This is a genomic window from Baekduia sp. (assembly GCF_035685985.1).
Taxonomy (GTDB): domain Bacteria; phylum Actinomycetota; class Thermoleophilia; order Solirubrobacterales; family Solirubrobacteraceae; genus Baekduia.
The window spans coordinates 130,450-141,867 of sequence record NZ_DASRZV010000037.1 but is presented as its reverse complement, the minus strand read 5'-3'; the positions used below and the strand labels follow the sequence as shown (position 1 = coordinate 141,867).

Below are 11,418 nucleotides of genomic sequence, written 5' to 3'. Positions count from 1 at the left end.
TGCTGGTCTGCGACTGGGTTCCGCTCTGGGTGGTGGTCGCCGTGTTGGACGCGGACGAGGAGGCCGAGTTGCTCAGGTTCTGCGAGGCAGAGCTCGAGCCGCTCGGGGCCTGGTTCCCGATCTGCAGGGAACCGACGGACACGCCGTCACCGCTGACCGTCACGGGGACGTTCGCGTTGACGCCGTTCTGGGTGGCGTTGGCGCTGGAGCTTGCGCTCTGCGCGGTGTCGGAGGACTGCGAGAGCTGCTGGGTCTGGCCGGACCCGCCACAACCCGCCGTGCACGACGGCGAGGCAGCGGACTGCGTCTGGCTCGCACCCTGGGACGTGGTCCCGGTGTTGGAGCCCTGGGAGGAGGACGACGAGGCGTTCGTCTGACCGGCTGAGCTGGACGCGTACGCGTTTGCGATCGGTCCACCGATCACCAGCGCTGCCACGCTGGCACCCAGAGCGATGAAGCGTCGAGCGCTCATCTAGCTCCTTTCGATGGTCTGCAGCTGTTGCGGGCAGCGGTGCGCGCCCGCCGGGCGGACGGCGTCCGCTCGGCTCATCGAAAGACGACGCCCCCGGTGCGTCTGCGGGGGCTCGGGCCCGACACGGTCCCCCGGTCTCCGACTTCGCCGGGGGCATCTGATCGTGCCCGAATGCTCGCTGGCCAGTATCGGCGTCAACGGGCGAGCCGCGCAAGGCGGCCGGGCTTTACGCAACCCGACCGCCTGCGGAAATGCCTAGGTGTCGCTCTCAGGCAGGCGCGTGCGCTTGGGCCGCTTGTAGCCCGCCGCGCTCTGGACGCTGGACGGCCGCCACTTCGCGCCGCCGCGCAGCGTCGGGACGCCCTCGCCGTTGAGGACATCGGCGATCGCCTGCAGCGTCATGCCGTCGGCGCGCATGGCCGCGATCCGGCGGTGCAGCTCGGCCGTGCGCTGGGCCGCGGCGCCCGTCGGCTTGTGCCGCTTGGCGCGCGCGGCGGCCAGGCCGGCGCGGGTCCGCTCGGAGAGCCGCTCGCGCTCCCACGCGCCGACCGAGGCGAGCGCGCGGGCGGCGGTCCGGCCGTGCGGGGTGGAGGTGTCCAGGTCCAGGTCGAGCGCCACCAGCCGGACCTCCATGCGGTCCAGCCAGTCGATCAGGCGGCCCAGCTCGGCCACCGACCGCGAGAGGTGGTCGAGGCCGGTGACGACCACGCACGACGCCTCGCCCGCGGCGATGCGCTGCAGCACGTGCGAGAGGCCGGGCCGGTCCAGCGCCTTGCCCTCGCGGGACTCGCGGTCGCCGACCAGCTCGACGAGGTCGAGGTCGGGACGACCGCAGCACGACTCGATCGCCGCGCGCTGGCGGCGCATGTCGAGCGCGGCGTGGTCGCGCGAGCCGGCGGCCGAGGCGTACCCGATCGCGCGCGTGGCGCGGACGGGCGCGGGCGCCGGCGCGGCGACCGGCTCGGGCTCTCGCTCGGGCTCGGGTTCCTCCTCGGGCTCGGGCTCGGGGTCCTGCTCGGGCTCGGGCTCGATCTCCGGCTCGGGCTCGGGCTCCGGCGCGATCGGCTCGGCGGCGGCGTCCGGCGTCCCCTCGCCGGGCTCGTCGTCGGGCTCGTCGCGCGCCGGGACCAGCCACGGTGGAAGCGGCCGCGACCGGCGTCGCAGCGCGACGCGGCCGGTGTCGGCGGCGGTGTCCAGGCCGATGTCGAGCGCGATCAGCCGCAGGCCGTCGGCATCGACGCGCTCCAGCACCGCGGTCACGTCGGGCAGGTCGCCGAGCGAGCCGACGACCAGGCAACCGACCGCGTCGGCATCGAGCGCGTCCAGCGGATCGTCGTCGGTGACCGCGAGCAGGTCGATGCCGAACCGGGCACACGCGGCGGCAAGCTCGCCGGTGGCTCGAGGATCGGCCGCGAAGCCGAGCGCCGGGACGGCGTTCGGGGTTGGGACAGGGAGCGTCTGGGTCCTCATAGGTCCTTCCTGCCTCCCGCTGCCTTCGTCGAAGATAGACCCGGCGACCGCCGGGGTGAAGGGGGTTGACGCGACGTGTTGGGGAACGGACCACGGGGCCCGCGCATCGCGTCCTCCGGGCGGCCCCGAGCCTGCGCACCGAACGCGCGGAACCTGTGCAGCCTCCGCGCCGGGGGCGCCCGGACCGGCGATCCCCGCGGCCGGCGTCCCGACCCTGTCGACATGCACCATCATCGACTGGTCCTCAACGGTCCGCCCCGCGCCGTCGCCGCCCTCGCCCGCGCCCTGGTCGCGGCGGGCGCGGCGCCCGTCCCGGAGGCGGTGCCCGGCCCACCGCGCCTGACGTGGACGACGCCGGAGCCGTCGCCGCTGTCGGCGATCTGCGCGCGCCACCCGGAGGCGGCGGTCGGCGTCGAGCGCTTCGCCGACCTCGGCGCGACGCTCGACCACCTCGTCCTGCGGGGCGCCGAGACCACCGTGCTCGAGCGCCTGCCGTTCGCGCCCGCGGGCGGCGACGACCCGCCGCTCCTGGAGGGCCTCGCGCTCGGCGGTGAGGGCGTGCCGCTGTCGCCCGGCGCGCTGGCGGTCGCCGCCGGTCGCGTCGCGCGCGAGCCCGTGCGCCTGCCCGCCGCGCCGGCCCTCAGCGCGGTGGACGACGCCCTGCTCGTCGGCGCCGCGCTCGGGCGCGTCTGCGTGGCGGCGGGGGAGGACCCGGTCGGCGACGAGCACCCGCCGGCCGTGGTGCTCGCCGCGCTGTCGGACCTGGCCGCCGTGGCGCTGACCGCGGGCGCCGTCGTCCACGACCCGGCGAGCGACGGCGAGCTGGCGTTCGAGCGCGCCCGCGTCCTGGCCGAGGCCCACGCGGTGGCGACCGCCGAGCGGTTGTGGTCGCGCCCCGGCGACGCCGACTGGTCGGAATGGTTGATGTACGTGTTGACCGGCGCGGTCACGGTCGTGGAGGACTGCGCCGTGGCGCTGCACCAGCCGCCGGTCCCGCTGTTGGCGCTGCACGCCGAGCACGGCGCCACGCTCGTCGAGCGCCTCGGCCACGCCACGACGCGGCTGGTCGCGACGTGCCTGCAGGTGCTCGTGCTGTCCGGGGCGACGACCGCCGGATCAGGTGGTTGCGCGCGCAACTAACTGCGCTACAATGGGTCGCATCATGGAACTCGGCCTCGCCACCTTCGCCGACCTCCCGGCCGGCATGAGCCCCCAGCAGCGGATGCGCGACCTCTTGGAGGAGGTCAAGCTCGCCGACGAGCTGGGGCTCGACGTCTTCGCCATCGGGGAGCATCACCGCCCCGACTACCTGATCTCCTCGCCGTCGGTCGCCCTCGGCGCCGCGGCCGCCATCACCGAGAAGATCCGCCTCTCCTCCGCCGTCACGGTCCTCAGCTCCGAGGATCCCGTCCGCGTCTTCCAGCAGTTCGCCGAGATCGACCTGATCTCCGGCGGCCGCGCCGAGATCATGGCCGGCCGCGGCTCGTTCATCGAGTCCTTCCCGCTGTTCGGCAAGAGCCTGGACGACTACGACGACCTCTACCTCGAGAACCTCGAGCTGCTGCTCGCGCTGCGCGACGGCAACCCGGTCACCTGGTCGGGCAAGTTCCGCCCGGCGCTCGACAACGCCTCCATCTACCCGCGCCCGGTCCAGGACCCGCTGCCGGTCTGGGTCGCCGTCGGCGGCTCGCCGCAGTCGGTGGTCCGCGCCGCGTCGCTGGGCCTGCCGCTGACGATCGCGATCATCGGCGGACAGCTGGAGCGCTTCCGGCCGCTGGTCGAGTTGTACCGCGAGGCCTGGGAGGCGGTCGGCCACGACCCCGCCGACGCCCGCATCGCGATCAACACCCATACCTACGTCGGCGCCGACGAGCAGGAGGCCGACCAGCGCTTCGCGCCCGGCTACCTGGAGTCGATGAACCGCATCGGCCGCGAGCGCGGCTGGCCGCCGTCGGGCCTGGAGGAGTTCCGGGCCATGCGCTCGCCGCGGGGTGCGCTGCACGCCGGGTCCTCCGAGCAGGTCGCCGAGAAGATCCTCCACGGCCACGAGCTGTTCGGCAACCAGCGCTACCTCGGCCACATCTCGCTGGGCTCGGTCGCCCACGCCGACGTCCTGGCGGCGATGGAGCGCTTCGGCACCGAGGTCGCGCCGGTCGTCCGCGCCGAGGTCGCCCGCCGCGAGGCGAGCGCCGCCGCCACCGCGGACGACGCCACCGCCACCGCCGCCGCCGCGCCCTCCGCCTAGGCCGCGGCGCCCGGTCGACCGATCGGGCCTGCCCGCCCGTCCGCGCCTCACCGGGCGTGGACGGGCATGAGAAGCTGCCGGGCAGATGTCCTCCGACGCTCCCGAACGCACCCGCCGGCCCGCGATCGTCGCCGTCGACGACGAGCCCGCGGTCCTCGCCGCCGTCGCCCGCGACCTGCGCCGCCGGTTCGGAGAGCGCTATCGCGTCCTGCGCGCGGGCTCGGGCGAGGAGGCGCTGGACGTCGTCAAGGAGCTGGTCGCCCGCGGCGACCAGATCGCGCTGCTGATCGCCGACCAGCGCATGCCCGGCCTCAGCGGGACCGAGTACCTCGTCGAGGCCCGCAAGCTCGCGCCCGACGCCAAGCGCGTCCTGCTGACCGCCTACGCCGACACCGACGCGGCGATCAAGGCCATCAACGAGGTCGCGTTGGACTACTACCTGCTCAAGCCGTGGGATCCGCCCGAGGAGGAGCTGTACCCGGTCGTCTCCGACCTGCTGGAGACCTGGGAGTCCGGCGCCGCGCTGGAGTCCGGCGGCGTGCGCGTCGTCGGCCACCGCTTCTCCAAGCCCGCCCACGACCTGCGCGACTTCCTGGCGCGCAACCGCGTCCCCGGCCGCTGGCTGGACATCGAGCGCGACGGCGAGGCGCGCGAGCTGCTGAAGGTCGCGGGCGTGGACGAGGGCGGCCTGCCGGTCGCGCTGCTGGAGGACGGCAGCGTGCTGGAGCGCCCGACCGTGCTGGAGCTGGCCGAGCGCCTCGGCGTCGCCGCCCAGCCGGCGACCGACCACTACGACCTGGTCATCGTCGGCGGCGGCCCGGCCGGGCTGGCCGCCGCGGTCTACGGCGCCTCCGAGGGGTTGTCCACCGTGATGGTCGAGCGCGAGGCGCCGGGCGGGCAGGCGGGCACGTCCTCGCGCATCGAGAACTACCTGGGCTTCCCGACCGGGCTGAGCGGCTCCGACCTCGCGCGCCGCGCCACCGACCAGGCCCGCCGCCTGGGCGCCGAGCTGCTGACCGTCCAGGACGCGGTCGCGCTGGACGTCGAGGGCACCGGCCGCCTCGTGCGCCTCAGCGGCGGCGGCGCGCTGTCGGCCAACACCGTGCTGATCGCCTCCGGCGTCTCCTACCGCAAGCTCGACACGCCCGGCTTCGACGCGCTGACCGGCGCCGGGGTGTACTACGGCGCGGCGCTCACCGAGGCCCGGTCGTGCGCGCGCCAGACCGTCGTGATCATCGGCGGCGCCAACTCCGCCGGCCAGGCCGCGGTCTACTTCTCCAACTTCGCGACCAAGGTCATCATGCTGGTCCGGGCCGACAGCCTGGCCAAGTCGATGTCCAACTACCTGATCGAGCAGATCGCCGGGCTGCCGAACATCGAGGTCCGCACCAACACGCAGGCCACCGCCGCCCATGGCGCCGACGGCCGCCTGGAGGAGCTGACGACCCGCGGGCCGGACGGGGCCGAGGCGACCGAGCGCGTCGACGCCTGCTTCGTCTTCGTCGGCGCCGCGCCGCGCACCTCCTGGCTGGAGGACGTCGTCGCGCGCGACGACCGCGGCTTCATCCTCGCGGGCGCCGACGCGCGCGCCGCCGGCTGGCCGCTGAAGCGCGACCCCTACATCCTGGAGACCAGCGTCCCCGGCGTCTTCGTCGCCGGCGACGTCCGCGCCCGCTCGATCAAGCGCGTCGCCAGCGCGGTGGGGGAGGGCTCGATGGCCGTCTCGCTCATCCACGAGTACCTGGCCGCCGCATGACCCCGCTGGTGCCGGTCACCGTCGCCGACCTGCGGCGCGTCGACCTCTTCGACGACCTGGACGACGAGGCGCTGGCGCGCTGGGCCGACGCCACGGTCGCGTTCGCCGTCGCCGCCGACGAGGTCATCGCCGAGGCCGACACGTCGCCGCGCGGCCTGCTGCTGCTCTTCGACGGGCGCTTCCGCATGTACAAGGCCGCCGGCGAGGACCGCTACGAGCCGATCGGCCACCAGGAGGCGCCGACCTGGGCGCAGGCGATCTCCGCGCTCACCGAGTCGCCGATCGGCGTGCGCATCGTCAGCGAGACCGACTGCGTCGTCGGCCTCGTGCCCTCCGAGCAGTTCATCGACCTGGCGCTCACCGACCGCGCCGTGCACCGGCGGATCATGCGGGCGATCGGGCCGGTCACCGCGCGGCTGGCGCAGATCGACAACGACCGCGAGCGCCTGGCCTCGCTGGGCACGATGGCCGCCGGGCTGGCCCACGAGCTGAACAACCCCGCGGCCGCGGTCAAGCGCGCCGCCGCGCAGCTGGCCGACACGCTCGACGTCGTCATGCACGTGATCAAGGCGTTCGTCGCGGCGGGCATCGAGCGCGAGGACGCCGAGCGGCTCGTCGCGCTCCAGCAGCGCGCGGCGCGGGCGGCCGCCGACCGTCCCGCGCTCTCGACCGTCGACGCCGCCGACGCCGAGGACGACATGTTGGACAAGCTCGAGGACCTCGGCGTCGAGGAGCCGTGGCGCTTCGCCGAGACGCTGGCCGCCGCCGGCGTCGACGACGCCTGGCTGGACGAGGTCGCCGACGCCGCCGGGCCGGCGCTGACCAAGGCGCTGGCCTGGGTCAGCGCGACGCTCAGCGCGCGCGGCCTGGCCGACGAGCTGCAGGAGTCCGCCACGCGGATGTCCGACCTGGTCGGCGCGATCAAGACCTACTCCTACATGGACCGGGGCGCGCTCGTGCAGGCCGACGTCCGCGAGGGGATCGTCGCCACCATCAAGGTGATGGGGCACAAGCTCAAGCACACCCGGATCGAGGTGCGCAAGGACTTCGCGGAGGACCTGCCGCGGCTGGCCGTCCACGGGTCCGAGCTGAACCAGGTGTGGACCAACCTCATCGACAACGCGGTCGACGCGCTCGACGGCCGCGGGACGATCACGATCACGACCCGTCGCGACGGCCCGTGCGTCCGCGTGGACGTCGCCGACGACGGCCCCGGCATCCCGGAGGAGGCGCGCCGTCGCGTGCTGGAGCCGTTCTACACCACCAAGGAGGTCGGGCGCGGGACCGGCCTCGGGTTGGACACGGTCCGGCGTATCGTCGAGGAGCGCCACGACGGCAGCCTCGCCTTCGACACCGGCCCGAACGGGACGACGTTCCACGTCTGGCTGCCGATCGCCGCGCCCGCCGCCGCCACTGCCACCGCCACGAACGCAGAACAGGAGCCCACGCCATGAGCAGCAGCTGCACGCACCTGGACAGCATCGAGATCACCGAGCTGCCGGAGGAGGTGGCGGGCTGCGAGGACTGCCTGGCCTCCGGCGGGGTCTGGCTGCACCTGCGGATCTGCCTGACCTGCGGCCACGTCGGCTGCTGCGACGACTCGCCGCACAAGCACGCCACGGCCCACGCCCGCTCGGCCGAGCACCCGATCATCCGCTCGCTGGAGCCCGGCGAGGACTGGTGCTGGTGCTTCGTCGACGAGATCGGCTTCCGCATCCCGCAGATCACCGGGTCGACGCGCATCCCGCCGTCGCCGATGCTCGCGTAGCCTCGTAGCGCCTTGGAGCTGACCCAGGCCCTCATCGCCGTGCTCGTCGCGGTCGCCCTGCTGGCCTGGGGCGCGCGGGCGATCGGCGTGCCGTACCCGGTCGTGCAGGTGCTCGGCGGGGCGGCGCTGGCGTTCGTGCCCGGCGCGCCCGACGTCAAGCTCGACCCCGACATCGTGTTCTTGATCTTCGTGCCGCCGCTGATCCACGCGGCGGCCTACCGCGCCGGGCACAAGCGGGTCGTCGACCGCGTCGAGGAGCTGGGGATCCTGGCGATCGGGCTGGTCGCGGTGACGATCGCCGTCGCGGCCGTGGTCGCCCACGCGTTGGTGAGCGGCATGACGTGGCCGGGCGCCTTCGCGCTCGGCGCCGCGATCGCGCCGACCGACGCCATCGCCGCGACCGCGGTCTTCCGCCGGCTCGGTGCGCCCGAGCGCGTGCTGGCCGTCGTCGAGGGCGAGTCGCTGGTCAACGACGCGACCGGCCTGGTCACGCTGCGCCTGGCCATCGCCGCCGGCGTCGCCGGGACGTTCAGCGTCTGGCACGGCGTCGGCGAGTTCTTCTGGGTGTCGATCGCGGGCGTCGCGGTCGGCTCGCTCGTCGGCTGGGTGACCGGCTGGCTGCGGCGCCGGATCGACGACTCGCTGATCGAGATCACCGTGACGCTGCTGACGCCCTACGTCGGCTACGTCGCCGCCGAGGAGCTGCACGTCTCCGGCGTGCTCGCGGTCGTCGCGACCGGCTTCTTCGTCGCCGCCCACGACTCGCGGCTCGCGTCGTCGAGCGTGCGGCTGGAGGGCCGGACGTTCTGGGAGATCCTGACGTTCTTGATGGAGTCGGCGCTGTTCGTGCTCGTCGGCTTCCAGGCGCGCGACACGTTCGAGGCGCTGACCGGCTCGGTCGGCGACGTCGTCGTGGCCGCGCTCGCCGTCGTCGCCGCGGTCACGGTCGTGCGCGTCCTGGTGTCCTTGGTCCTGCGCCGCCTGCCGGTGCGCGAGCGGCTGGTGGTCGGCTGGTCGGGGATGCGGGGCGCGATCTCGCTGGCCGCCGCGCTGTCGATCCCGCTGACCGTCGACGGGGGCGGTCCGTTCCCGGTCCGCGACGAGATCCTGGCGATCACGTTCATCGTGATCGCGGTGACGCTCGTCGGCCAGGGCCTCTCGCTCGGGTTCCTCGCGCGGTGGCTGCTGCCGCCCGACGCGGCCGTGCCGAGCGAGCGCGCCTCGGCGATGGCGCGCTTCGAGACCGTCACGACCGTGCTCGACCGGATCGCCGACATCCCGGCCGACAGCGAGATCTCGCCCGCGCTGGTCGAGCGGGCGCGCGAGCTGTACTCGACGCGCGCGCAGCAGCTCGCGGGCGCCTGCCGGCTGGGCGTGGCCGACGAGCAGTCCGACGTCGCGGCGTGGCTGCGCTTCCGCGTCCACCTGCTGGCGGTCGAGCGCTCGGCGCTGGCCGACGCGCGCAACGACGGGTCGATCGACAACAGCGTCAAGCTCGCCGTCGATCGCGAGCTGGATCTCGAGGAAGAGCGTCTGAGGGCGAGGCTGGCGGCATGACCGACTGGGTGCGGGGGACCGGCGACCGCGAGCTGTTGGAGTACCTGGACTTCCAGTGCCCCTACTGCCGCGCCGCGCACGGCGCGATCAAGTCGGTGGTGTTGGACGACCTGGCCGGCCGCGTGCGGCTGCGCGTCCGCCACTTCCCGATCCGCGAGAAGCACCCGCGCGCCGAGGCGACCGCCCGCGCCGCCGAGGCCGCCGGGCGCCAGGGCCGTTTCTGGGAGATGCACGACCTCCTCTTCGCGCGCTTCGACGCCGTGACCGACGAAGACCTCGAGGCCTACGCCTCGGAGCTGGGGCTGGACGTGGCGCGCTTCGCCGCCGACGTCGCCGACCCGGCGCTCGCCGCCGCCGTCGAGGAGGACCGCCAGGCCGGGCTCGCGCAGGGCGTCACCGGCACGCCCGGCCTGTTCCTCGACGGCGAGCGCTACACGGGGTTCTACGACCGCGAGGCGCTGCTCGACGTCCTGTGGTGATCGGCAGGCCGCCGGCGTCAGGCGCCGCCGGTCGCGTCGCCGCTCAGCCGGCCGTCAGGTCCGCCTCGACCTGGCGGTTCCACTCCTGCTTGTCCTCGCGCCAACCCTCCTCGGTGCGGGTGCGCTTCCAGTAGCCGGAGATCGAGATCCCCTCCTTGGCCACGCCGCGGTCGACGAGCAGATGGCGGCGGATGGCGCGCACGTCGCTCGCCTCGCCGTGCACGAACGGGTGGACGCGGCCCGCGGGGAACGCCAGCGCCTCCACGGCGGCGGGCAGCCCGCCCGGCTCCACCCAGGTGACGCGCAGGTCGGCGGGGGACTCCAGCTCGGCGCGGTCCTCCGGCGCGGCCTCGATCAGCACGTGCGCGGGCACGCCGGCCGGGATGCGCGGCAGCGCCGCCGAGATCGCGGGCAGGACCGCGAGGTCGCCGACGAGCAGGTGCCAGTCGGCGTCGGGATCGGGCGCGTAGGCGCCGCCGGGCCCGTTGAGCTGGATCGGGTCGCCCGGCTGGGCGGCCAGCGCCCACGGGCCCGCGACGCCCTCGTCGCCGTGGACGACGAAGTCGATCGTCAGCTCGCCGCGCTCGGCGTCCCACGCGCGCACGGTGTAGGTGCGCGTGCGCGGCCAGTGCTCGCGCGGGTGCGACGCCTTGACGACCTCGGCGTCGAACGGCGCCCGGTAGTCGGCGCCCTGGGGCGGGAGGTGCAGCTTGACGTAGTGGTCGGTGAACTCGCCCGCGCCGAAGCCGGCCAGGCCCTCACCGCCGAGGACGACCCGGACGAGGTGGGGCGACACGCGCGCGGTCGAGACGACGTGCGCCAGGCGCGGCGAGCGGTCGCGGCGGGGCGGGGCGGGGAATGCGGCAGGTTCGGCCATGCCGATCGGTATAGCGGCCGGGCGCCCGGAACCGCCCGGATTCAGGGCGCGCTCCGCGCCGCGGCGTCGGCCTCGCGCGGCAGGTCGACGTCGGCGAAGGCGACCGCGAGCCGCTCGAAGGCCTCGTCGACCACCGCGCGCACACGCTTCTCCACCGTCCGCGCGCTGAGGCGCGCCATCATCGCCGCCGCCAGCGTCCGCGCCCGCAGCGTCATCGCCGCGATGACCATCGTCGCCAGCGTCGTCGCCCGCGGATCGCCGGCCGGCAGCCCGAGCTGGTGGGCGATCAGCTGGGCCAGGCGCGCCGTCCACAGCTCGGAGATCACCAGCCGCCGCGTCCGCAGCGCGGGCGACCGCTCCTCGGTCTCCAGGTAGCGCCGGAACCCCTCGTAGGCCTCCGGGTCGCGCAGCGCCCGCCAGCCCGACGCGTCGAAGGGCACGCGGCGGTCGGCGAGCAGCCGGTGCAGCGCGCCGACGATCGTCTCGCCCGCGGGCCGCTCGACGATCGCGTCGGCCAGCGCGCCGATGACGTCGTCGGCGCGGTCGAAGAAGAGGTCCTCCTTCGACGGGAAGTAGTTGAACACCGTCTTGACCGACACCTCGGCCGCCGCGGCGATCTGGGCGACCGTGACCTGCTCGAAGCTGTCGCGCATGAAGAGGCCGGTCGCGACGTCGGAGATCGTGGTGCGCGTGCGCGCCTTCTTCCACGCGCGCAGGCCGGCCGGCGGGACGCCCACTCCATTATGGCCGGTCGAAGAAGATCCCACGGGGGCAAATTTACACCCATTGAAATC

11 protein-coding genes are annotated in these 11,418 nt (G+C 74.5%); 8 read left to right on the top strand and 3 right to left on the bottom strand.

Annotation, left to right across the window (positions count from 1 at the left end):
* The first annotated feature begins 29 nt into the window (after positions 1-29).
* Positions 30-377: a hypothetical protein gene (locus VFG42_RS25565; protein WP_324911673.1), complete on the top strand. Its 348-nt coding sequence runs from the start codon at positions 30-32 to the stop codon at positions 375-377.
* A 350-nt stretch (positions 378-727) separates the two neighbouring features.
* Here the strand turns inward: VFG42_RS25565 and VFG42_RS25560 are convergent, their stop codons facing one another.
* Positions 728-1,942, bottom strand: coding sequence for a recombinase family protein (locus tag VFG42_RS25560; RefSeq protein ID WP_324911672.1), 1,215 nt, complete (start codon positions 1,940-1,942; stop codon positions 728-730).
* A gap of 222 nt (positions 1,943-2,164) precedes the next feature.
* On the opposite strand from VFG42_RS25560, the gene VFG42_RS25555 reads away from it, so the two are divergent.
* From VFG42_RS25555 to VFG42_RS25525, 7 genes are all read left to right on the top strand, one after another.
* Positions 2,165-3,082: a hypothetical protein gene (locus VFG42_RS25555; protein WP_324911671.1), complete on the top strand. Its 918-nt coding sequence runs from the start codon at positions 2,165-2,167 to the stop codon at positions 3,080-3,082.
* Positions 3,083-3,104: 22 nt separating this feature from the next.
* The gene (locus tag VFG42_RS25550) at positions 3,105-4,187 is read left to right on the top strand and encodes an LLM class flavin-dependent oxidoreductase (RefSeq protein ID WP_324911670.1); all 1,083 of its coding nucleotides are present in this window, start codon (positions 3,105-3,107) and stop codon (positions 4,185-4,187) included.
* Positions 4,188-4,272: 85 nt separating this feature from the next.
* Positions 4,273-5,943, top strand: a complete 1,671-nt coding sequence (locus VFG42_RS25545; protein WP_324911669.1) for an FAD-dependent oxidoreductase — start codon at positions 4,273-4,275, stop codon at positions 5,941-5,943.
* Positions 5,940-7,397, top strand: coding sequence for a sensor histidine kinase (locus VFG42_RS25540; RefSeq protein WP_324911668.1), 1,458 nt, complete (start codon positions 5,940-5,942; stop codon positions 7,395-7,397). Before VFG42_RS25545 ends, VFG42_RS25540 begins: the two co-directional genes overlap by 4 nt.
* Entirely contained in the window at positions 7,394-7,711 is a 318-nt protein-coding gene (locus tag VFG42_RS25535) for a UBP-type zinc finger domain-containing protein (RefSeq protein ID WP_324911667.1), read from the top strand. The genes VFG42_RS25540 and VFG42_RS25535 overlap by 4 nt, the downstream gene beginning before the upstream one ends.
* A 12-nt stretch (positions 7,712-7,723) precedes the next feature.
* Entirely contained in the window at positions 7,724-9,268 is a 1,545-nt protein-coding gene (locus VFG42_RS25530; RefSeq protein WP_324911666.1) for a Na+/H+ antiporter, read from the top strand.
* Complete coding sequence (locus VFG42_RS25525; protein ID WP_324911665.1) at positions 9,265-9,747, top strand: DsbA family protein; 483 nt, start codon at positions 9,265-9,267, stop codon at positions 9,745-9,747. The genes VFG42_RS25530 and VFG42_RS25525 overlap by 4 nt, the downstream gene beginning before the upstream one ends.
* A 43-nt stretch (positions 9,748-9,790) precedes the next feature.
* Here the strand turns inward: VFG42_RS25525 and VFG42_RS25520 are convergent, their stop codons facing one another.
* Both VFG42_RS25520 and VFG42_RS25515 read right to left on the bottom strand, forming a co-directional pair.
* The gene (locus tag VFG42_RS25520; protein ID WP_324911664.1) at positions 9,791-10,624 is read right to left on the bottom strand and encodes a siderophore-interacting protein; all 834 of its coding nucleotides are present in this window, start codon (positions 10,622-10,624) and stop codon (positions 9,791-9,793) included.
* A gap of 41 nt (positions 10,625-10,665) precedes the next feature.
* Positions 10,666-11,391, bottom strand: coding sequence for a TetR/AcrR family transcriptional regulator (locus VFG42_RS25515; RefSeq protein ID WP_324911663.1), 726 nt, complete (start codon positions 11,389-11,391; stop codon positions 10,666-10,668).
* Positions 11,392-11,418: the final 27 nt, after the last annotated feature.

What these genes read in the sequence shown, in the direction of transcription:
- VFG42_RS25560 (WP_324911672.1), bottom strand. Translation starts at nt 1,942, where the DNA reads ATGAGGACCCAGACGCTCCCTGTCCCAACCCCGAACGCCGTCCCGGCG.
- VFG42_RS25555 (WP_324911671.1), top strand. Translation starts at nt 2,165, where the DNA reads ATGCACCATCATCGACTGGTCCTCAACGGTCCGCCCCGCGCCGTCGCC.
- VFG42_RS25550 (WP_324911670.1), top strand. Translation starts at nt 3,105, where the DNA reads ATGGAACTCGGCCTCGCCACCTTCGCCGACCTCCCGGCCGGCATGAGC.
- VFG42_RS25545 (WP_324911669.1), top strand. Translation starts at nt 4,273, where the DNA reads ATGTCCTCCGACGCTCCCGAACGCACCCGCCGGCCCGCGATCGTCGCC.
- VFG42_RS25540 (WP_324911668.1), top strand. Translation starts at nt 5,940, where the DNA reads ATGACCCCGCTGGTGCCGGTCACCGTCGCCGACCTGCGGCGCGTCGAC.
- VFG42_RS25535 (WP_324911667.1), top strand. Translation starts at nt 7,394, where the DNA reads ATGAGCAGCAGCTGCACGCACCTGGACAGCATCGAGATCACCGAGCTG.
- VFG42_RS25525 (WP_324911665.1), top strand. Translation starts at nt 9,265, where the DNA reads ATGACCGACTGGGTGCGGGGGACCGGCGACCGCGAGCTGTTGGAGTAC.
- VFG42_RS25520 (WP_324911664.1), bottom strand. Translation starts at nt 10,624, where the DNA reads ATGGCCGAACCTGCCGCATTCCCCGCCCCGCCCCGCCGCGACCGCTCG.